16 protein-coding genes are annotated in these 20,043 nt (G+C 67.9%); 2 read left to right on the top strand and 14 right to left on the bottom strand.

Annotated elements, in window-relative coordinates; genetic code table 11:
- Positions 1-114: 114 nt before the first annotated feature.
- The 3 genes from AB4Y42_RS10530 to AB4Y42_RS10540 form a co-directional block, all read right to left on the bottom strand.
- Positions 115-789, bottom strand: coding sequence for a LysE family translocator (locus tag AB4Y42_RS10530; protein WP_368694121.1), 675 nt, complete (start codon positions 787-789; stop codon positions 115-117).
- 82 nt (positions 790-871) lie between these two features.
- Entirely contained in the window at positions 872-2,341 is a 1,470-nt protein-coding gene (locus AB4Y42_RS10535) for an NAD-dependent succinate-semialdehyde dehydrogenase (protein WP_368687709.1), read from the bottom strand.
- A 136-nt stretch (positions 2,342-2,477) separates the two neighbouring features.
- Complete coding sequence (locus tag AB4Y42_RS10540; protein WP_368694122.1) at positions 2,478-4,055, bottom strand: UbiD family decarboxylase; 1,578 nt, start codon at positions 4,053-4,055, stop codon at positions 2,478-2,480.
- Between the two features lie 654 nt (positions 4,056-4,709).
- On the opposite strand from AB4Y42_RS10540, the gene AB4Y42_RS10545 reads away from it, so the two are divergent.
- Positions 4,710-5,945 (top strand): transglycosylase SLT domain-containing protein, encoded by a 1,236-nt coding sequence (locus AB4Y42_RS10545; RefSeq protein ID WP_368694123.1) that lies wholly within the window; start codon positions 4,710-4,712, stop codon positions 5,943-5,945.
- A 76-nt stretch (positions 5,946-6,021) separates the two neighbouring features.
- Here AB4Y42_RS10545 and AB4Y42_RS10550 read toward each other — a convergent pair whose 3' ends face one another.
- The 9 genes from AB4Y42_RS10550 to AB4Y42_RS10590 form a co-directional block, all read right to left on the bottom strand.
- Positions 6,022-7,215 (bottom strand): pyridoxal phosphate-dependent aminotransferase, encoded by a 1,194-nt coding sequence (locus AB4Y42_RS10550; protein WP_368694124.1) that lies wholly within the window; start codon positions 7,213-7,215, stop codon positions 6,022-6,024.
- Positions 7,216-7,299: 84 nt separating this feature from the next.
- A complete protein-coding gene (gene nusB / locus AB4Y42_RS10555; protein ID WP_042260852.1) occupies positions 7,300-7,734 on the bottom strand; it encodes a transcription antitermination factor NusB in 435 nt (144 codons plus the stop codon).
- A complete protein-coding gene (gene ribH / locus AB4Y42_RS10560) occupies positions 7,731-8,246 on the bottom strand; it encodes a 6,7-dimethyl-8-ribityllumazine synthase (protein ID WP_028211567.1) in 516 nt (171 codons plus the stop codon). Before ribH ends, nusB begins: the two co-directional genes overlap by 4 nt.
- Positions 8,247-8,302: 56 nt before the next feature.
- The gene (gene ribBA / locus AB4Y42_RS10565) at positions 8,303-9,469 is read right to left on the bottom strand and encodes a bifunctional 3,4-dihydroxy-2-butanone-4-phosphate synthase/GTP cyclohydrolase II (RefSeq protein ID WP_368687713.1); all 1,167 of its coding nucleotides are present in this window, start codon (positions 9,467-9,469) and stop codon (positions 8,303-8,305) included.
- A 230-nt stretch (positions 9,470-9,699) separates the two neighbouring features.
- Positions 9,700-11,535, bottom strand: coding sequence for an ABC transporter ATP-binding protein (locus AB4Y42_RS10570; RefSeq protein ID WP_368694125.1), 1,836 nt, complete (start codon positions 11,533-11,535; stop codon positions 9,700-9,702).
- Positions 11,536-11,937: 402 nt separating this feature from the next.
- Complete coding sequence (locus tag AB4Y42_RS10575) at positions 11,938-12,576, bottom strand: riboflavin synthase (protein WP_368694126.1); 639 nt, start codon at positions 12,574-12,576, stop codon at positions 11,938-11,940.
- A gap of 35 nt (positions 12,577-12,611) precedes the next feature.
- Positions 12,612-13,730, bottom strand: coding sequence for a bifunctional diaminohydroxyphosphoribosylaminopyrimidine deaminase/5-amino-6-(5-phosphoribosylamino)uracil reductase RibD (ribD, locus tag AB4Y42_RS10580; RefSeq protein WP_368694127.1), 1,119 nt, complete (start codon positions 13,728-13,730; stop codon positions 12,612-12,614).
- Positions 13,731-13,809: 79 nt separating this feature from the next.
- Positions 13,810-15,135: a glutamate-1-semialdehyde 2,1-aminomutase gene (hemL, locus tag AB4Y42_RS10585; protein WP_368687716.1), complete on the bottom strand. Its 1,326-nt coding sequence runs from the start codon at positions 15,133-15,135 to the stop codon at positions 13,810-13,812.
- Between the two features lie 207 nt (positions 15,136-15,342).
- Complete coding sequence (locus AB4Y42_RS10590; RefSeq protein ID WP_368687717.1) at positions 15,343-15,882, bottom strand: hypothetical protein; 540 nt, start codon at positions 15,880-15,882, stop codon at positions 15,343-15,345.
- A gap of 226 nt (positions 15,883-16,108) precedes the next feature.
- Between AB4Y42_RS10590 and AB4Y42_RS10595 the strand changes: the two genes are divergently transcribed.
- Complete coding sequence (locus tag AB4Y42_RS10595) at positions 16,109-17,341, top strand: Bcr/CflA family multidrug efflux MFS transporter (RefSeq protein WP_368687718.1); 1,233 nt, start codon at positions 16,109-16,111, stop codon at positions 17,339-17,341.
- 88 nt (positions 17,342-17,429) lie between these two features.
- On the opposite strand, the gene AB4Y42_RS10600 is transcribed toward AB4Y42_RS10595, so the two are convergent.
- Together AB4Y42_RS10600 and pgl are read right to left on the bottom strand one after the other, a co-directional pair.
- Entirely contained in the window at positions 17,430-19,346 is a 1,917-nt protein-coding gene (locus AB4Y42_RS10600) for a bifunctional transcriptional regulator/glucokinase (RefSeq protein WP_368687719.1), read from the bottom strand.
- A complete protein-coding gene (gene pgl, locus AB4Y42_RS10605; RefSeq protein ID WP_368694128.1) occupies positions 19,327-20,028 on the bottom strand; it encodes a 6-phosphogluconolactonase in 702 nt (233 codons plus the stop codon). The genes AB4Y42_RS10600 and pgl overlap by 20 nt, the downstream gene beginning before the upstream one ends.
- Between the last annotated feature and the right edge of the window lie 15 nt (positions 20,029-20,043).

Raw genomic sequence — 20,043 nt, forward strand, 5'->3', positions numbered from 1 at the left:
TGTTGCGCCGTTTGTTTTTGGCGTTCGTGTGCGCCGCGTGCACGGCGCGCGGGATCGATGCGCGCCGATCGGGACTTAAGCGCACGGCGAGGCGCACCCTGCGCCCGACACGGATTACGACGCGCCCGCGCCCTGCAGGATCATTTCGCGATAGCCGTGCACGATCACGCTGTACGAGAAATACGCGAACAGCAGCGCCGAAAGCACATGGCAGGCGCGCAGCAGGCCGGTGCCGGCGCGTTTGCGGCCATGACTGGCCAGTCCGCAAATAAACAGGGTCCAGGCTAGCCCGCCCGCGAAAAAGCCCAGCAGGAAGAGCGAAGCCGCGCCAGCGCTCGTCGCGCCCGACTTGGCGATCAGCGCGCCGCCGACCGCCGCAAACCAGAGAATCGCACTCGGCGACGAGAGCGCGAGCAGCACGCCGCGCCCGAAGCTGCGCCACGGGTTGGGCAACGGCGCCGCGCTATCGGCTTCGCCCTCCACGGGCGGCGCCGATGCCGGATTGAGCGCTTCGCGCGCCATCTTCCACGTGAGCATGAGCAGCAGGGCGGAGCCGCCGATCCACACGATCCAGCGCACGGCCGAGAACTGCAGCAGCGCGGCCATGCCCGCAAGCGCGAGTGCGGCGTAGATGAGGTCGCCGAAACACGAGCCGAGCCCTAGCCAGAAGCCCGGTCGGAAGCCGTGCGTGAGCGTGAGCGAGATGATGGCGACGTTGACGAGACCGATGTCGAGGCAAAGCGAAAGCGACAGAAAAAAGCCGTCGGAAAGCAGAGAAACGTGAGACATGAAAACGATTTCTTGTTGGTATGGACCGCATGCCGCTCACGCCCGCCTTTGAGGAAGCGGGCGCAAGCGGTTCAAGCGTGCTTCAAACGCCGATGCACAGATACTTCAGTTCGACATATTCGTCGATGCCGTACTTCGAGCCTTCGCGCCCGAGGCCCGACTGCTTCACGCCGCCGAACGGCGCGACCTCGTTCGAGATGAGTCCGGTGTTGATCCCGACCATGCCGTACTCGAGCGCTTCCGCCACGCGCCAGACGCGGCCGATGTCGCGGCTGTAGAAGTACGAGGCGAGGCCGAATTCGGTGTCGTTGGCGAGGCCGACGACTTCGGCTTCGTCGCTGAAGCGGAACACCGCCGCGACCGGCCCGAAGGTTTCCTCGCGCGCGATCAGCATGTCGCGCGTGACGTCGGCGAGCACGGTGGGCTCGACGTAGCGCCCCGAACTGACCTTGCCGCCCGCCACGACCTTCGCGCCCTGGGCGGTCGCGTCGCTGATGTGCTGCTCGACCTTGGCGACGGCCGCGTCGTCGATCAACGGCCCCTGGTTCACGCCATCTTCGAAGCCGTTGCCCACCTTGATCTTGCGTGAGGCGGCGGCGAGCTTCCCGACGAAAGCGTCGTACACCTTGTCGTGCACATAGAAGCGGTTCGTGCAGACGCAGGTCTGGCCCGCGTTGCGATACTTCGAGATCATCGCGCCTTCCACGGCGGCGTCGAGGTCGGCGTCGTCGAACACGATGAAGGGAGCGTGGCCGCCGAGTTCGAGGGCGAGTTTCTTGACCGTCGGTGCGCACTGCTGCATGAGGATGCGCCCCACCGGCGTCGATCCCGTGAACGAGAGATGGCGCACGATGTCGCTCTCGCACAGCGCCTTGCCGATGGCGATGGAGTTAGCGGAGTCGGCGGTGAGTACGTTGAACACGCCCTTGGGCACGCCCGCGCGCTGCGCCAGTTCGGCGAGCGCGAGCGCGCAAAGCGGCGTCTGCTCGGCGGGCTTCACGACGATCGTGCAGCCCGCGGCGATGGCCGGCGCGACCTTGCGCGTGATCATCGCGATCGGGAAGTTCCAGGGGGTGATCGAGGCGCACACGCCGATCGGCTGCTTGAGCACGACGAGCTTGCGGTCGCTGGCGGGGCTCGCGAGCACGTCGCCGTTCACCCGCTTGGCTTCTTCGGCAAACCATTCCAGGAAAGACGCGCCATAGATCACTTCGCCGCGCGCCTCGGCGAGCGGCTTGCCTTGCTCGGCGGTCATGATTGCGGCGAGGTCGTCGGCGTGTTCGATCACGAGGTCGAACCAGCGCCGCAGGATGGCGGCGCGCTCCTTGCCCGTCTTCGCACGCCACGCGGGCAGGGCGGCGTTCGCGGCGGCGATTGCGCGATGCGCCTCGTCGGCGCCGAAGTCGGGCACGCTCGCGATCTCTGCGTTGTCGGCGGGGTCGAGCACGGCGAACGTGGCCGCACCGCCGCTCCATTCGCCGTCGATGTACGCGCGGGTCTTGAAGAGGGCGGGGTCGTTCAGTTGCGTCAGGCGCTCCGATGCGGGCATCATCCTCGAATCTCCTCAGGTTCACTGGCGCCGCGGCCCATGCCATGCACGAGGCGTGACGCGGTAAGCGCGGCGTCGCGAACAGGCGTCGCGTATGAATCGGCCGGCGTGGCGCCCGAGGGCACTGCGTCGGATCGCGTTAGCTGCGGCTGAAGCCGAGCTCGTCGTAGAGACGGTCGACGCGCGTCTTCACGTCGGCGTCCATCTCGATTGCGCGGCCCCATTCGCGGTCCGTCTCGCCGGGCCACTTGTTGGTGGCGTCGAGCCCCATTTTCGAGCCAAGGCCGGCCACCGGCGAAGCGAAGTCGAGATAGTCGATCGGCGTGTTCTCGACTAGCACGGTGTCGCGCGCCGGATCGATACGTGTGGTGATCGCCCAGATCACCTCCTTCCAGTCGCGGATGTCCACGTCATCGTCGACCACGACAATGAACTTTGTATACATGAACTGGCGCAGGAAGCTCCATACCCCGAACATCACGCGTTTTGCGTGCCCGGGATAGCTCTTCTTCATCTGCACGATCGCCATGCGATAGCTGCACCCTTCGGGCGGCAGATAGAAGTCGGTGATCTCGGCAAACTGCTTCTGCAGGAGCGGCACGAACACTTCGTTGAGCGCCACGCCGAGCACCGCGGGCTCGTCCGGCGGCTTGCCCGTGTATGTCGAATGGTAGATCGCATCGCGGCGCATGGTGATGCGCTCGACCGTGAAGACGGGGAACCACTCCTGTTCGTTGTAGTAGCCCGTGTGGTCGCCGTAGGGGCCTTCGAGCGCGTGTTCGTACGCGGCGCTCGCGCCTTTGGCGGGGCGGGGCGGCGCGCCCGCGGGCGCCGGGCCGGGCTCGCCCGCCTGCGGGTAGATGAAGCCCTCGAGCACGATCTCGGCGCGCGCGGGCACCTGCAGCGTGTCGACGCCGGGCGTCACGCACTTCGCGAGCTCGGTGCGGGCGCCGCGCAACAGGCCCGCGAACTGGTATTCGGAGAGCGTGTCGGGCACCGGCGTGACGGCGCCGAGGATCGTCGCCGGGTCGGCGCCGAGCACGACCGCCACCGGGTACGGCTTGCCGGGGTTCTTCAGCGCGAACTCGCGGAAGTCGAGCGCGCCGCCGCGATGCGCGAGCCAGCGCATGATGAGCTTGTTGCGGCCGATTAGCTGCTGGCGGTAGATGCCGAGATTCTGGCGCGTCTTGTTGGGACCGCGCGTGACGGTGAGGCCCCAGGTGACGAGCGGGCCGGCGTCGCCGGGCCAGCAGGTCTGGATCGGCAGCTTCGCGAGATCGACGTCGTTGCCTTCCCAGACGATCTCCTGGCAGGGCGGCGCGCTCACGGTCTTCGGCGCCATGTCCCAGACGGCCTTGGCGAGCGTGAGGAGCTTGCCCGCGTCTTTCAGGCCGCGCGGCGGCTCGGGCTCCTTGAGCGCCGAGAGCAGACGCCCCACGTCGCGCAGCGACTCGAGCGCCGCGCCGTCACCGCCGCTTTCCGGCGCGTCGATGCCCATGCCGAGCGCGACGCGCCGGGGCGTGCCGAACAGATTGCCGAGCACCGGGAACGCGTGCGTCGAACGGTTCTCAAAGAGCAGGGCCGGGCCGCCGGCGCGCAGGACGCGGTCGCACAGTTCGGTCATTTCCAGCACCGGAGAGACAGCTTGCGGGACGCGGCGCAATTCGCCGAGCGTCTCCAGGCGACCAACGAAGTCGCGCAGGTCTTTGTATTTCATTGGGGGCCAGTCTTGGGCAACTCGGTGGGCAACCCGCAGGCCGGCTCGCGGGGCCCGTTCGGGGCCGGATTGGGCGGCTGTGCAATGGTTGCAGGGCGGCTGCAGTCCGCGGCCGGGCTTGAAGGCGGACGAAACGCGGCGTAACGATTGTCGATTTTACCTGTGTTGGCTGGCACACGCTGGTAACCAATCCGCATAACAAGCCGCAGAGGCACTTGGCGCGCGGTTTCCGGCCGATTGAACGGTGTTCATCATTACAATTAGTTATAGATTTGACATTCTATAGTATTGACGATCTATAACAGGCTGCTAGAATCCGTCCACACTGGTTGCAGGGTTTGAAATTTTTAACCACCTTCCCGGCCCTTCAGACGCAACGCGTCGCCGTTTTGCCGAACCCCTGCACGGCTTGCATACGGTCTAGATTGGTTGTCCTCGTCAGCGCCCCTTCGCGCTGGCTTTTCGCGTGAGAACTCCCGGCGCGCGCACATTGCGTGCCTGGTTGCCCAAAAGGAGTTCCACCCACGGCGAACTTGCCGTTTTCCCGACATCGCTGCCGCACCAGCCAGGGCGCGCGATGTCTTGATCCTGCGATTGGCTGTCTGCCTCGTGCCGACCCCTGAGCCGGATCATGCAACATGGGGAGATCTGTAGATGAATACCTGGTTATCGTGGTGGCGCGCCGACGAGCGTGGAGCTCCCGGCTTGCGCGCGTTGCTGCGTCTTGGCACGCGCCTGAGCCACCACCTGTTCAGCATTGTTGGCGGCTGTGCCGTTCTGCTCGCGGTTGCCGTCTGGCTGCTGCCCACGTGGCGCATCACGCTCGCTGCACGCGTGATGCCGTTCGTCTCGGCGGCGGTGCAGGCCGGGCCTGCACGTCTGCTGCAGGGCAACCCGCTGCCCTCGTTCGCGCCCCCCGGCGTGACGACGAACAACGACGACAACGCCGACGGCGCGATGCTGCCCACGGCGCTCGCGCCCGATGCCGGTGCTGCCGGTGTGACTGCCGCCGCCGTCGCCACGGGCATCTCGCCCGCGGGCTCCAACGGCACGGTCGCGAAGGTCGCGACCTCGGTGTCGAACGGCGGCATCGCCACGCTCGACGCCGTCACACTCAACGGCCTCGATCCGCGCGCGCTGCCGACCAGCGTCGGCTCGCTCGCGCGCATGATTCCGCCCCAGCGCATCACGCCCGACGCACGCGACGACCGCGCGCTCGTTTCGGCGCGCGAGCAGGCGCTCGTCGCTACCTATCTGGCGCGCCGCTACCGGGTGGCGCAGGAGCCGGTCGGCGAACTCGTGAAAGCGGCGTTCGACACCGGCCGCGAAGTGGGGCTCGATCCGCTGCTGCTGCTCGCCGTGATGGCGATCGAATCGGGCTTCAACCCGTACGCCGAAAGTGGCGTGGGCGCGCAGGGCCTCATGCAGGTCATGTCGAAGGTGCACTCGGACAAGTTCCAGTATTTCGGCGGCCAGCGCGCGGCGCTCGATCCGCTCGCCAACATCAAGGTCGGCGCGCTGGTGCTCAAGGATTGCATCGCGCGCGGCGGTTCGCTGCCGGGCGGCCTGCGTCTCTACGTCGGTTCGACCTCGCCCGACGACGGCGGCTACGGCGCCAAGGTAATGGCCGAACGCGGGCGTCTGCGCGACGTCGCACGCGGCCGCAACGTGCCGATCAACGCGCCGCAAGCGCCCGTCACCACCACGGCCAGCACGTCCGCGTCGCAGAAGGTGGCGAGCATCAACGGCGAGAAGCGCGTGCACGTGACGCTCGACAACGCCCACGCGATCGTCGAGAAATCGTCGTCCGCGAACAGCGGCTCCGCTCAGGACGATGCCAGCACCAGCTCGACGGCCCAGAAGCACGCTTCGTCCGAACTGGGTGCCTGAGTCTCTGGCTGAACGACTGGAGCAAACAAAAAAGGCACCCGCGGGTGCCTTTTTCCATTTCTCGACCACCAGTGGATCACCGTCCGAAGAACGTATGCAGCCGCTCGACCGCTTCCTCGAGGCGCTCGTACGCCGTGGCATATGAGAGCCGCACGTACCGGTGCGGCGCGGCGACGCCGAAGTCCATGCCTGGTACCATCACCGTGCCCGCGTCGTGCAGCATCGCGCGGGTGAGCGCGTCGCTGTCGCCGGCGGCGGGATGCGCGACGTTCGAGCAGTCGGCGTAGACGTAGAACGCGCCGTCGGGCATCACGGGCACCGTGAAGCCGAGCGACTCGAGCGCCGGCGCGATGAAGTCGCGACGGCGCTTGAATTCGAGCCGGCGGCCTTCGTAGAGCTTCAGCGTGTCCGGCTCGAAGCAGGCGAGCGCGGCATGCTGCGCGAGCGCCGAGGCGCAGATGAACAGGTTCTGCGCGAGCTTTTCGAATGCGCCGACCAGCGAGGGCGGCACCACGAGCCAGCCCAGACGCCAGCCGGTCATGTTGAAGTACTTCGAGAAACTGTTGACGGTCACCACGTCGTCGCCGAACGACAGCGCGGAGACGGGCGGCGTGTCGTACGACAGGCCTTGATAGATTTCGTCGACGATCGTGAAGCCGCCGCGCGCACGCACGCTTTGCACGATGCGCTTGAGTTCGTCGGGCTCGATCGAGGTGCCGGTGGGGTTCGACGGCGAGGCGAGCAGCACGCCGCGCGTGCGCGGCGACCACAGGCGCTCGACATCGGCGGCGGTCAGCTGGAAGCGTGCTTCCGGGCCGCTCGGCACGAGCACCGGCTTGCCTTCCGCGGCGGCCACGAAGTGGCGGTTGCACGGATAGCAGGGGTCGGGCATCAGCACTTCGTCGTCGCGGTCGACGAGCGCGGTGCAGGCGAGCAGGAGCGCCGCCGAGGCACCGGCCGTCACGACGATGCGCGCGGGGTCGACCGTGAGGCCGTACGCGTGCTGGTAGTGCGCGGCGATCGCCTCGCGCAGCGCGTGGATGCCGAGCGCGCTCGTGTATTGCGTGACGCCGCGGCGCAGCGCGGCGGCGGCCGCCTCGACTACGGGCTCGGGCGCCGTGAAATCCGGCTCGCCGATACCCATGTGGATGATGTCGCGCCCAGCGCGTTCGAGCTTCGCGGCTTCCTTCGCCAGTTCCATGACGTAGAAAGGCTGGATCTCGTCGACGCGCGCGGCTAGCCGCAGCAGCGGTTCGGCAACGGTGTTCATGCGGGTCTTTCCAGTACTGACAGATCACGCGGCGCGCGGGGCCGGGCGCTCAGGCGCACCCGCTTGCCCCGGCGGATCGCGTTCTTACGACTTGCGGGCGTTTTGCGCTTCGGTGGCGCGCAGTTGCGCCGCGAGCTTGTCGAGCACGCCGTTCACGTACTTGTAGCCGTCCGAGCCGCCGAAGGTCTTGGTGAGCTCGACCGCCTCGTTGATCACGACGCGGTACGGAATGTCGACGTGATGCTTGAACTCGTAGGTCGCGACGAGCAGCACCGCGCGTTCGACGGGCGAAAGCTGCTCGATCGGACGGTCGAGACACGGCGTGATGGCGGCGGACAGTTCGTCCGACTCGCGGATGACGCCGTGCAGGATCGCGTCCAGATGCTCGTGATCGGCCTTGTCGTAGCCCTGCGAACCGCGCAGCTGCGCGTCGATCTCGCCGGCGGGCACACCCGACAGCAGCCACTGATACAACCCCTGCGTGGCCAGTTCGCGGGAGCGGCGGCGCGCGCTCTTCATTGCTGTTCCTCTTCGTCTTCCTCGTCTTCTTCGTCGTCGTCGCCGCCGTCGAGCTGCTCCAACGCCACCGTCAGGTTCGCCATTTCCACGGCGACACGCGCGGCGTCACGACCCTTCTCGGTCATGCGGGCCACGGCCTGCTCGTCGTTCTCGGTGGTGAGCACGGCGTTCGCGATCGGCACGTTGAAGTCGAGCGAGACGCGCGAGATGCCCGCGCCGCTCTCGTTCGAGACGAGCTCGAAGTGGTACGTCTCGCCGCGCACGACCGCGCCGAGCGCGATCAGGGCGTCGAACTGGCCGCTTTCGGCGAGCTTTTGCAGCGCCAGCGGGATTTCGAGTGCGCCCGGCACGGTGACGAGCAGCACGTCTTCGCCCGTCACGCCGAGGCGTTCGAGTTCTTCGATGCAGGCGTCGGCGAGGCCGTTGCAGACGGGTTCGTTAAAGCGCGACTGGACGATGCCGATGCGCAGTCCGTCGCCGTCGAGGTTCGGTTGGTATTGTCCGATTTCCATGTGGTGTCCGTAAGTTCGGTTGAGCGTAGTACGCGTGAAAAGAGCGCGATGCGACTTCAGGCGCGCGACGAGGCAGGGTCAGCGGCATCCGGCGGGCAGGGCGCTTGCGCGTTGCCGCCGGGCATCGGCACGAAGCCGGTGACCTCGAGACCGTAGCCCGACATGCTGCCGAGGCGGCGCGGCTTCGAGAGCACCTGCATGCGGCCCACGCCGAGTTCGCGCAGGATCTGCGCGCCGATGCCGTAGGTCTTGAAGTCCACGGGCCGGCGTGCGAGCGCCTCCGCGCGCTCTTTCTGGTCGAACGCCTTGAAGACGTCGATCAGGTGTTCCTTGGGTTCGCCGCAGTTGAGCATGACGATCACGCCCACGTCGCGCGAGGCGATCTCGCGCATGGCGGCGTCGAGCGTCCACGAGTGCGTGGACGAGCCCGTTTCGAGCAGATCGAGCACCGAGAGCGGCTCGTGCACGCGCACGGGCGTATCGACGCCGGGCTGCGGCGTGCCGCGCACGAGGGCGATGTGCGGCGTGCGCGTGGGCTGGTCGACGTACATGACCGCGCGGAACGGGCCGTGCGCGGTTTGCATGATGCGCTCGGCCACGCGCTCGACGATCGATTCGGTGCGGCTGCGATAGTGGATCAGGTCCGCGATGGTGCCGACCTTCAGGCCGTGCTCCTGCGCGAACTCCATGAGGTCGGGCAGGCGCGCCATCGTGCCGTCGTCCTTGATGACCTCGCAGATCACCGAGGCCGGCGTGAGGCCGGCAAGCGCCGTGAAGTCGCAGCCCGCTTCGGTGTGGCCCGCACGCACGAGCACGCCGCCTGGCTGCGCCATGATCGGGAACACGTGGCCGGGCTGCACGATGTGCTCGGCGCGCGCGTCGTGCGCGACGGCCGCCTGGATCGTGCGGGCGCGGTCGGCCGCGGAAATGCCGGTCGTGACGCCTTCGGCGGCCTCGATGCTGACCGTGAACGCCGTGCCGTACTGCGTGCCGTTGCGGTAGGTCATGAGCGGCAGGTTGAGCAGCTTGCAGCGCTCCTGGGTGAGCGTGAGGCAGATCAGCCCGCGGCCGTACTTCGCCATGAAGTTGATGGCTTCAGGCGTGACGAACTCCGCAGCGATGACGAGGTCGCCCTCGTTTTCCCGGTCTTCTTCGTCGACGAGGATGACCATCTTGCCGGCTTTGAGCTCGGCGATGATCTCAGGGGTGGAGGCGAGCGTCATGTTGGGATTCTGGCTGGAAAGGCCACATTTTACGCCACGCGGGCGGGCGCGTCGCCCAGAACGCGGGAAGGCGCGAATCGCACCTGTTTCACGCTAGTAACGCCATACGTCATTCACGTGAAACGTTACTATTCGTGCTTCATTTTCCGTGCTCGCGCGCATCACGCCGCACGCGCGCGCGGCTCCCGCCTGAGCCGGCTTGCGGCGGGAGGGCGCGAACGGGCGAGGCGTCAGCGCAGGATCACGTCGTCGGCGAGTCCCTTCGTCAGTTCCAGCGCCTGGCGCTCGAACAGGCGCCGATACAGGCCGTTTTCGCGGCGCACGAGTGCGTCGTGCGTGCCTTCCTCCGCCACGCGTCCGCGTTCGAGCACCAGCAGCCGGTCGAGCGCGCGCACGGTCGAGAGCCGGTGCGCGACGACCACGGTCGTGCGGCCTTCCATGAGCCGCTCCATGGCCTGCTGGATCAGCACCTCGCTTTCGCTGTCGAGGCTCGAGGTCGCTTCGTCGAAGATCAGGATCGGCGCATTCGCGAGGAACGCGCGCGCGATTGCCACGCGCTGGCGCTCGCCGCCCGAGAGCTTCACGCCGCGCTCGCCCACCAGCGTGTCGTAGCCGTGCGGCAGCGCCGTGATGAAGTCGTGGGCGCTCGCAAGCTTCGCCGCGCGCTCGATTTCGGCGTGCGTGGCGCCGGGCCGGGCATAAGCGATGTTCTCGGCAAGCGAGCGGTGGAACAGCACCGGCTCCTGCTGCACGATGGCGATCTGCGAGCGCAGCGACGCCTGCTGCACGCGCGCGATGTCCTGGCCGTCGATCGTGATGCGTCCGCCGGACACGTCGTAAAGGCGCTGGATCAGCTTGATCAGCGTGGTCTTGCCGGAGCCCGAATGGCCGACGAGGCCCACGCGCTCGCCCGGCGCGATACGCAGCGTGAGGTTCTCGTAGAGCGCCCGGCCTTGCGCGTGGTCGCCATAGCGGAACGTCATGTTCTCGAAGCGGATATCGCCCTGATCGATCACGATGGGCGGCGCATCACGCTGGTCCTCGATGCCGAGCGGCGCCGCGTCGAGCGCGACGAGCTCTTCCATGTCGTTGACCGAGCGCTGCAGGTTGCGCACGTGCATGCCGACATCGCGCAGGTAGCCCTTGAGCAGGAAGAACAGCGTGAGCGCGAACGTGATGTCGCCGACGCTTGCGAGACCGCGCGCCCAGAGCAGCAGCGCCGCGCCGAGGATGGCCGCCTGCATGCCCACGAGCAGCGCGCCCTGCACGCCGCCGTTGAGCGTGCCGCGCTGCCACGTGCGCCGCGTGCGGCTGCTCCACTTCGTGACGACGCGCGCGAGCCGCGCTTCTTCGCGCGTTTCCGCGCCGAACGCCTTGACGACGGCATTGCACGAAATGGCGTCGGCGAGCGCACCGCCCATCTTCGTATCCCACTGGTTCGCGAGTCGGGCCGAGGGCGCGACGTAAAAGAGCGAAAGCGAGATCGTGATCGCCAGATACACGGCCGAGCCGAGGCCGACCACGAGGCCCATCACATGCCACTGCACCGCGAGCAGGATGGTCGAGCCGACCAGCATGACGAGCGACGGGAACAGGGCGACGAGCAGCGTGTCGTTGAGCAGGTCGAGCGCCCACATGCCGCGCGTGACCTTGCGCACCGTTGAGCCGGCAAAGCTGTTCGCGTGCCAGTCTGTCGAGAAGCGCTGCACGCGATGGAAGGCCTGCGTGGCGATCTCGCTCATCATGCGCAGCGTCAGCGTGATGATGTTGCGGTACGCGGCCTGGCGCATGATCGTGCCGCCGAGCCCGAGCGCCGTGAGCGCCCAGAACGCGACGACCGCCGCATGCCAGGCGGCGGCGCTGCTGGCTGCGCCGCCATGCGTGAGGGCGTCGACGAGCTGTCCCGCGTAGTGCGGCGTGAGCACGTCGGCGAGCGCGCCGAGCAGCGAGGCGAGCGCGACGGCCGTGACGCGCACCGGTTGGCGCGCCCAGTGCCGGAAGGTGAAGCCGAGGACCTTGCGGAAGGTTTGTCCGCCCGATTCGGGTTTGTTGTTTAGCTCTGTCATGGACAGCATGCTTCGGACGTGACGCCCGAAGACTCTCCTGAAGGAAGCGTGAAGCGTTAAGACGGAAAACGGGCTTCGCACGCCCGGGCATCGTTTGCCGGACGGCCTGACCTCGAATTCGCAGAATACGGCGCGGCGTCTGAAAACATGCCGCGCGGGACGCGCTATGGCTGCGCTGGAAGCGGGACGGTTGCGTGACGCGACGCAACGTGCAGCATCACCCGGACCATCGGCATGGCGGCGCTCGTGTCAATCGTTGCCAACTGGGCCTCCTGGTTCGATTCGGGTGATGGGAACGCGGCACGCCGTGCGGCGAGCGCGTAGGGAAGGCTAGATTGTATCAGCGCCCCGGCGCGCGTGCTTGCGCGCGTCCGGGGCGTCATGGCGCCGGCCCGGCGGCTTTTAGTCCTGCGCGGCCGAATTGGCGGCCTTCTCGGCCGAGAGCATCCGCTCGACATAGCGCGCAATCAGATCGATCTCGAGATTCACCTTCGTGCCGGCCTGAAGATGCTTGAGCGTGGTGACTTCCACGGTGTGGGGGATCAGGTTGATCGAGAATTCGCAGCCGTCGGCGCGGTCGTCGACCGAGTTGACCGTGAGGCTCACGCCGTTCACGGTGATCGAGCCCTTGTAGGCGAGATAGCGGCCGATATCCGCCGGCGCGAGAATGCGCAGCTCGTGCGACTCGCCCACGGGCGCGAAGCGCGTGACGGTGCCGAGGCCGTCCACGTGACCCGAGACGATGTGGCCGCCCAGGCGGTCGTTCGCGCGCAGCGCCTTTTCGAGGTTCACTTCGCCGGTCGCTGCGAGGCCCACGGTGCGGTTCAGGCTTTCGCGCGAAACGTCGACGTCGAAGCCCGTTGCCGACTTTTCGATGACGGTCATGCACGCGCCCTGGATCGCGATGCTGTCGCCGAGCTGCACGTCGTCGAGGCCCAGGCCGCCGGCGTTGACGGCGAGGCGCACGCCTGCGTCGGCGCCCGTGCCGAGCGGCTTGATCGATTCGATGCGGCCCACTGCCGCGACGATTCCGGTAAACATCGTGCTGTTCCTTGTGTTCAGTGCATCAGTGAGGGTCAGGCGTCTTGCGTCGTGACGACGCGCGCAAGAATGCGCAGATCGTTGCCGAGACGATCGACGGAATGAAAGGCGAGGCGCGTGCGCTCGTCGAGCGTCGCGGGCGCGGCGATGTCGATCATGCCGAGCGAGTTGGTGCCGAGCAGCGACGGCGCCACGTACACGAGCAGTTCGTCGACGCAGCCTTCGCGCAGGAGCGAGCCGTTGAGCTTGTAGCCCGCTTCCACGTGCAGTTCGTTCACGCCGCGCGCCGCGAGCTCCGTGAGCATGGCCGGCAGATCGACCTTGCCCTGCTCGTTGCCGAGCGCGACGATTTCGGCGCCGCGCACGCGCAGCGCTTCGGCGCGTTCTTCGTTGCTCGCGTCGAGCGCCGCGCAGAACACGAGCGTGGGCGCGCCCACGAAAATCTGTGCGAGCGGCGAGGCGTCGAGGCGGCTGTCGATCAGCACGCGTTTGGGCTGGCGCGGAGTGTCGACGGCGCGCACGGTCATGCGCGGGTCGTCTTCCTTTACCGTGCCGATACCCGTGAGGATGGCCGAGGCGCGCGCGCGCCAGGCGTGCCCGTCGGCACGCGCGGCTTCGCCCGTGATCCACTGGCTCTCGCCCGAGGGCAGGCCGGTGCGGCCGTCGAGCGACGCGGCCACCTTCATGCGCACCCACGGACGCTTGCGCGTCATGCGCGAAACGAAGCCGATGTTCAGCTCGCGCGCCTCGTTGGCCAGCAGCCCGCAACGCACGTCGATACCGGCGTCGCGCAAGATCGAAAGCCCGCGCCCCGACACCAGCGGGTTCGGGTCTTCCATCGCCGCAATCACGCGCGCGACCTTCGCTTCGATCAGCGCGTTCGCGCAGGGCGGCGTGCGGCCGAAGTGGCTGCACGGCTCGAGCGTCACATACGCGGTCGCGCCGCGCAGGTCGTGCCCGCGCGCGCGGGCGTCCTTCATCGCCTGGATTTCGGCGTGATCCTGGCCGGTCGGCTGCGTGAAGCCCTCGCCGATCACCACGCCGTCCTTCACCAGCACGCAGCCGACGCGCGGGTTCGGGTCGGTCGTGTACAGGCCGCGCTGAGCGAGCGCGAGCGCGCGCTCCATGTGGACGAAATCGGATTGCGAAAACATCGTCGGGCTTTCTCCCGGGCGGCGGTCAGAGGGGGGCCGGCGAGGCGCGCGCCGCGCCGGCGGTCGTTGGCGTGATGGCTTATTGCGTGACGTTTTCAGCCGCGGCTTCCGCTGCGAATGCGCTGCGCGCCGCGGCGATCGTTTCGTCGAGGATCGCGTCGTCGTGGGCGCTCGAGACGAAACCGGCCTCGTAGGCCGAAGGCGCGAAGTAGACGCCCGCGTCCAGCATGCGGTGGAAGAAGCGGTTGAAGCGCGCGATATCGCTCTTCGTGACCTCGGCGAAGCTGCCCGGCACCTTGTCCGCGAAATAGAGGCCGAACATGCCGCCCACCGAATCGGCCACGAACGGCACGTTCGTTTCGCGTGCCGCGGCCGACAGCCCCTTCGCGAGACGTTCGGTCTTCGCGGTGAGCTGCTCGTAGAAGCCGGGCGCCTGGATGAGCTGCAGCGTCTTCAGGCCCGCCGCGACCGCGATCGGGTTGCCCGAGAGCGTGCCTGCCTGATAGACCGAGCCGTTGGGCGCGAGGTGATCCATGATCTCGCGACGGCCGCCGAAGGCCGCCGCCGGCATGCCGCCGCCGATCACCTTGCCGAGGCACACCATGTCCGCCTCGACGCCGTAGAGCGCCTGCGCGCCGCGCAGGCCGACGCGGAAGCCGCACATCACTTCGTCGAAGATCAGCACGCTGCCGTGCTTCGCCGTCAGGCTGCGCAATGCGCCGATGAACTCGGGCGTGGCCTTCACGAGGTTCATGTTGCCCGCGACCGGTTCGACGATCACGGCGGCGATCTCGTCGCCGAACGCCTTGAACGCTTCTTCGAGCGCCGCGACGTTGTTGTATTCGAGCACCGTGGTGTGCTTCGCGATGTCCACCGGCACGCCCGCCGAGGTCGGGTTGCCGAACGTGAGCAGGCCCGAGCCGGCCTTCACGAGCAGGCTGTCGGCGTGGCCGTGGTAGCAGCCTTCGAACTTCACGATGCGGTCGCGCTTCGTGAAGCCGCGCGCGAGACGCAGCGCGCTCATGGTCGCCTCGGTGCCGCTCGACACCATGCGCACCTGCTCCATCGACGGAACGATCTTGCAGATTTCCTCGGCGATCTCGATCTCGGCCTCGGTGGGCGCGCCAAACGAGAAGCCATTCGCGAGCACGCGCTGCACGGCGTCGAGCACTTCCGGATGCACGTGGCCGACGATCATCGGGCCCCACGAGCCGATGTAGTCGATATAGCGCTTGCCTTCGGCGTCCCAGAAGTACGGCCCTTGCGCACGCTCGATGAAGCGCGGCGTGCCGCCGACCGAGCGGAACGCGCGCACGGGCGAATTCACGCCCCCCGGAATGGTGCGCTGGGCGCGTTCGAAGAGGGCTTCGTTGCGGTTCTGCGTGCTGGACTGGGTGTTGGACATGAGTGCTGGACCTGCGAAAGTGGTGTGGCGCGCGGCGCTGACGAAACGGGCCGGCGTACGGACCCATGCGGCGCCGCAGGGGCGCGGGCGATGGGGCTGTTCTCCCGAAATTGTACCGGAGTCGCGCGGATCGGGCCGGCGCCCCGGGGCGGCCGGGCGGTCCCCGGCTCGCCCGGATTCGGCGCGCTTGCGGCCCCTTCCTGCCTGCTACTGCCGGCGTTTGCGGGCTGGCGGCGCGAGGTGCGGCGCCGTGTCGCGCAGGTCGTCGTGCCATGCCTGCATGGCCGCGACGGCCGGGGCCGGCATGGGCCGCCGCCCGGTCAGCTCCGCCCAGCGCTTTTCCAGCGCGCCTTCGGCCGCCGGCTTGATGACGGTGCCCGAACTCTGCGCGTCCCAGGTCTGGATCGAAAACGGGTGCACGCGCAACGCGTCGCGCGCGACGACCACTTCCTCGCCCGCATCGACGAGCCAGTCGTAGACGAAGTCGATGCACAGCCGGTAGCCGCGCTTGTATGCGGCGTCCGGCACCTCGTAGGGCGCCCGCGTGACGTAGCCGGATCCGAACAGCCCGCGCGGCTCGGCAGCCACGCGGTGCAGGAACACCCGGTCGCCCGGCAGGATGCCGCGCGCGAAGCCGCATCCCCACGTGTCGGCGACGGCTTCCCCGGCGCGCACACGGCGCGCGAAGTCGGGCAGTTCAGGCCAGGGCCACTTCTTGGGGCTCCAGATGAGCAGGAAGGCGGTCATGTAGGCAACGCGGCAAATTGAAGTTGGGCGAAAGCGGGCAGCTTAGCGCAAAGCCGCGCCGCCGCCGCATGTGGGGCGGCGCATGGCGGGCAAGGGGCGTCAGGTACAATTCGGCGACACCGCGTTGCTGTTTTTGTCCGCTTTCGTCCGCTCCTGCAGCGACGGATGACTCGGCCCCTGACATCGAGACCGCGCGAGCCGCGCGTGTTTCGCCGCCACATACACCATGTCCCATTCCCCGCGCCGCCGGCCCGATGGCCGGCTGATCCTGTTGCTGGGCGCACTCGCCGCCTGTGGCCCGCTCGCCACCGACATGTATCTGCCGAGCCTGCCCGCCATCGCGCAGTCGTTCGGCGTGAGCGCCGCCGCTGCGGCCTCGACGCTCACGAGCTTCATGGCCGGCTTTTCGATCGGCATGCTGCTCTACGGCCCGGTTTCCGACGCCTATGGCCGCCGCCCCGTGCTGCTCGGCGGCATCGCGCTCTTCACGATTGCCAGCATTGCCTGCTGGCTCTCGTTCTCCGTGGGCGAGCTCGTGGTCGTGCGCTTTCTGCAGGCGCTCGGCGCGGGCGCGGCCTCGGTGCTCTCGCGGGCCATCGCGCGCGACGCCCACGAGCCATCGGACGCCGCCAAAGTCCTCTCGATGGTCGCGATCGTCACGGCGATCGGGCCGCTGCTCGCACCGCTCATCGGCGGACAGTTGCTGCTGATCGGCGGCTGGCGCGTGGTGTTCGTCGCGCTCACGCTGTTCGGCCTCGCCTGCGCCGTGGCGGCCTACCTGCGCGTACCGGAAACCTGGCCACCGGAAAAGCGCGAAAGTGCCGCCGTGCTGCGCTCGTTCGCGGCGTATGGGCGTCTGCTGCGCGATCCGCTCGTGTGGGGGCACATGCTCTGCGGCGGCATGGCGTTCGCCGCGATGTTCACCTATATCTCGGCCACGCCGTTCGTCTATATCGAGTACTTCCACGTCTCGCCGCAGCACTACGGGTTCTTCTTCGGCGCGAACGTGTTCGGCATCATGCTCGGCAACTTTCTCAACACGCGCTTCATCGGGCGGTTCGGCACCCTTCGCATGGTGTCGATCGCTTCGGGTGTGAGCATCGTCGCGTCGCTCTTCGTCGCGCTCATGTGCGTGACGGGCTGGGGCGGCCTGTGGTCGATCGTGTTTGGCCTGTTCTTCGTGGTTAGCGTGGTGGGGTTGCTCGGCGCGAACTGCGCGACCGATCTCATGTACCGCTATCCGAAGAACGCGGGCGCGGCGGCGGCCGTATTCGGCGCGACGCAGCTCGCGCTCGGCGCGCTCGCGAGCGCCGTGGTCGGCTGGTTCCCGGGCATCTCGCCGTTCGGCATGGGCGTGACGATCGGCGTGTGCGGCCTGATGACGTGGGTGGGGCGCGCACTCGTCGTGAAGTGGCACGGCACGCCGGCGCCGGACGCGGTGCGAACGGCAACGCCGTGAGCGATACATCGATATGTCGATCCTTCGCATGAAATAAATATGGGACGCCGAGGCGTCCCATTTTTTTCGTCGCTCGAATCAGCCGATATCAGTCGCGCGCCGTGGGCGAAGCGCCGTGGCTCAGCCAGTCGAGCACGGCCGATGCATCGTCGTCGGCATGCTCGCGCGCCTTTTCGACGGCGTTGCCCAGGTCCGCATCGGGCGAAGCACGGCGAATCGCGACGCCCACCGCGAGGATGTCGATCATCAGCAGATGCAGGATGCGCGAGATCATCGAAAGCTGCGATTCGCGCATCTCGATGTGATCGGTTTCGAGCGCCACGGTCGCGCGCTTGGCGAGCGGCGTGTTGCTCGACGTGATCGCGATCACCTTCGCGCCCGCCTGCATGGCGACGTCGAGCACGCGCAGCAGTTCCGGCGCGCGGCCCGACTTCGACACGGCCACGATCACGTCGCCCTTGCCGAGCAGCGCGGCAGAAGCGGCCTGCATGTACAGGTCGCCATAGGCGATGGTCGGGATGCCGAAGCGGAAGAACTTGTAGTGCGCGTCCTGCGCGACGATGTGCGAGTTGCCGAGCCCATAGAACTCGATGCGGCGCGCGCCGTTGAGCAGCGTGATCGCATTCTCGACCTGCTCGAAGTTCAGGTGCTCGCGCAACTGCAGGATGGCCGAGACGGTGTTGTCGAGCACCTTCGCGCCGAAGTCGGTGGCGGTGTCGCCCAGATGCACCTGGCTGTGGCTCACCGGAATCGTGCCCGTGAGGCCCGTGGCGAGCTTGAGCTTGAAGTCCGAGAGGCCCTGGCAGCCCAGCGAGCGGCAGAAGCGGATCACCGTGGGCTGGCTCACGTCGGCCTTGCGCGCGATATCGACGATCGGATCGTTGATGATCGAGCGCGGATGGTTGAGCGCGAGGTCGGCCACGCGGCGCTCGGCGGGCGTGAGCGCGTCGCGCATCTGGCGAATGCGTTCGAACACGGCCGACGAGCCGCCGCCCGCGCGATTGGACAGCTGCTCCGCGAGAATCGCCGACACGCCGAGAAACGCCGGATACTCGGCCGTGATCACGTAGGTGGGCACGTTCGAGAGATAGGTGTCGAAACGGCCCTTCGCCTCGAAGCGCTGGCGGAACGACGAGCGCGTGAAGAGGTCGCCGAGACGCGGCACCACGCCGCCGCCGATATAGATGCCGCCGAGCGAGCCGAGCGTCATCGCGATGTTTCCCGCGAAGCTGCCGAGAATGCCGCAGAAGCATTCGACGGTTTCCATCGCGAGCGCCTCGCCGTCATGCGCGCGCTGCACGACTTCGGCCGTGCCGAGTTCGGCGGGCAGCTTCTTCTTGTCGCGCGCGGCGAGCGCGCGATAGATCAGCTCGAGGCCGGGCCCCGCGCACACGCGCTCGAACGAGACATGCGGCCACTTCTTGCGCGCGAACTGCAGCACGACGTCTTCGCGCTCGTCCTGCGGCGAGAAGCTCGCGTGGCCGCCTTCGCTGCCGAGCGCGATCCAGCGGTCGTCGGCGGGGATCAGGCCCGAGACGCCGAGACCCGTGCCCGGCCCGAGCAGGCCGATCACGCTGTTCTGGCGGCGCTGGCCGCCGCCCACCTGGACGCGCTGCGAGTCGGTCAGGCCGGGCAGCGCCATGGCGAGCGCGGTGAAGTCGTTGACGACCAGCAGCGTGTCGAAGCCGAGCGAGCGGCGCGTCGCTTCGATCGAGAAGGTCCAGTCGTGATTGGTCATGCGCACCTGGTCGCCGTCGACCGGATTCGCAATCGCGATGGCCGCGTGATTCACGCGGCCGATCTTGTTGTCCTTCAGGTATTGCTGGATCACTTCCGCGACGCCGGGATACTGCGCGCACGGGTACACGCGCACCTGGCCGATTTCGCCCGGACGCGTTTCCAGCGCGAAGCGCGCGTTGGTTCCGCCGATGTCGGCGAGCAGCCTCGGACCGTCGGCGTGCTGGCCTGCGCCAGGGGCGTTTTTATTAGGCGCACCAGTAGACATCGAGTCTCACTCCCTTGTCGTTCGCCAGCTTCGAGATGGCGTTGTTTTGTTCGGCCGCGGCGGCCTGTTGCAGCACTTCGAGCTTGCGCTGCCCCGCGATCAGCAGGAACAGCCGGTCGACCTGGCGCAGCGCCTGCATCGACCACGAGACGCGCGCGTGGGGCGCTGCCTGCGGATGCACGGCCACGAACGGGCGCGCCGTGGTGATGGCTTCGTGCCATTCGGGGGCGTCGGCGAAAATCGAGGCCGTGTGGCCGTCCTCGCCCATGCCGAGCACGGCGACGTTCGGCAGCTTGCGGGTTGGGTCGGCGTTGAGCGCGGCGACATGTGCGTCGAGATCGTGCGCCACGTCGACGAGCGGCAGGAAGCGCGCGTGCGCCGCTTCGTGCGTGAGCAGCGTCTCGCGCGCGAGGCGCGCGTTGCTCGCGGAGTCGGTGTCCGGCACCCAGCGGTCGTCGACGAGCGTGACGTCGATGTGCGCCCAGTCGAAACGGTGCGTCGAAAGGGCCTCGAGGAAGGGGCGCGGGCTCGTGCCGCCGGAGACGGCGAGCGTTGCACGGCGCGCGGCAGTACCGGGCGCCGCCTGCTGAGCGGCGAGCGACGCATGTAGCGCGTCGCCCACGGCTCGCGCCAGCGCGTCGGATTGGACGCGCGGGTCGTCGAATACGTGAAGCTCGATCACTTCTCCTCCATGCTG

Origin of the sequence: Paraburkholderia sp. EG286B (genome assembly GCF_040965655.1) — a bacterium.
GTDB lineage: Bacteria > Pseudomonadota > Gammaproteobacteria > Burkholderiales > Burkholderiaceae > Paraburkholderia.

Excerpts from the sequence above, each read along its gene's own strand:
- nusB (WP_042260852.1), bottom strand. The coding sequence starts at position 7,734 with ATGAAGAGCGCGCGCCGCCGCTCCCGCGAACTGGCCACGCAGGGGTTG.
- AB4Y42_RS10575 (WP_368694126.1), bottom strand. The coding sequence starts at position 12,576 with ATGTTTACCGGAATCGTCGCGGCAGTGGGCCGCATCGAATCGATCAAG.
- AB4Y42_RS10545 (WP_368694123.1), top strand. The coding sequence starts at position 4,710 with ATGAATACCTGGTTATCGTGGTGGCGCGCCGACGAGCGTGGAGCTCCC.
- AB4Y42_RS10550 (WP_368694124.1), bottom strand. The coding sequence starts at position 7,215 with ATGAACACCGTTGCCGAACCGCTGCTGCGGCTAGCCGCGCGCGTCGAC.
- AB4Y42_RS10600 (WP_368687719.1), bottom strand. The coding sequence starts at position 19,346 with ATGTCTACTGGTGCGCCTAATAAAAACGCCCCTGGCGCAGGCCAGCAC.
- AB4Y42_RS10570 (WP_368694125.1), bottom strand. The coding sequence starts at position 11,535 with ATGACAGAGCTAAACAACAAACCCGAATCGGGCGGACAAACCTTCCGC.
- hemL (WP_368687716.1), bottom strand. The coding sequence starts at position 15,135 with ATGTCCAACACCCAGTCCAGCACGCAGAACCGCAACGAAGCCCTCTTC.
- AB4Y42_RS10540 (WP_368694122.1), bottom strand. The coding sequence starts at position 4,055 with ATGAAATACAAAGACCTGCGCGACTTCGTTGGTCGCCTGGAGACGCTC.
- ribBA (WP_368687713.1), bottom strand. The coding sequence starts at position 9,469 with ATGACGCTCGCCTCCACCCCTGAGATCATCGCCGAGCTCAAAGCCGGC.
- ribD (WP_368694127.1), bottom strand. The coding sequence starts at position 13,730 with ATGTTTTCGCAATCCGATTTCGTCCACATGGAGCGCGCGCTCGCGCTC.
- AB4Y42_RS10590 (WP_368687717.1), bottom strand. The coding sequence starts at position 15,882 with ATGACCGCCTTCCTGCTCATCTGGAGCCCCAAGAAGTGGCCCTGGCCT.
- AB4Y42_RS10530 (WP_368694121.1), bottom strand. The coding sequence starts at position 789 with ATGTCTCACGTTTCTCTGCTTTCCGACGGCTTTTTTCTGTCGCTTTCG.
- AB4Y42_RS10595 (WP_368687718.1), top strand. The coding sequence starts at position 16,109 with ATGTCCCATTCCCCGCGCCGCCGGCCCGATGGCCGGCTGATCCTGTTG.
- ribH (WP_028211567.1), bottom strand. The coding sequence starts at position 8,246 with ATGGAAATCGGACAATACCAACCGAACCTCGACGGCGACGGACTGCGC.
- AB4Y42_RS10535 (WP_368687709.1), bottom strand. The coding sequence starts at position 2,341 with ATGATGCCCGCATCGGAGCGCCTGACGCAACTGAACGACCCCGCCCTC.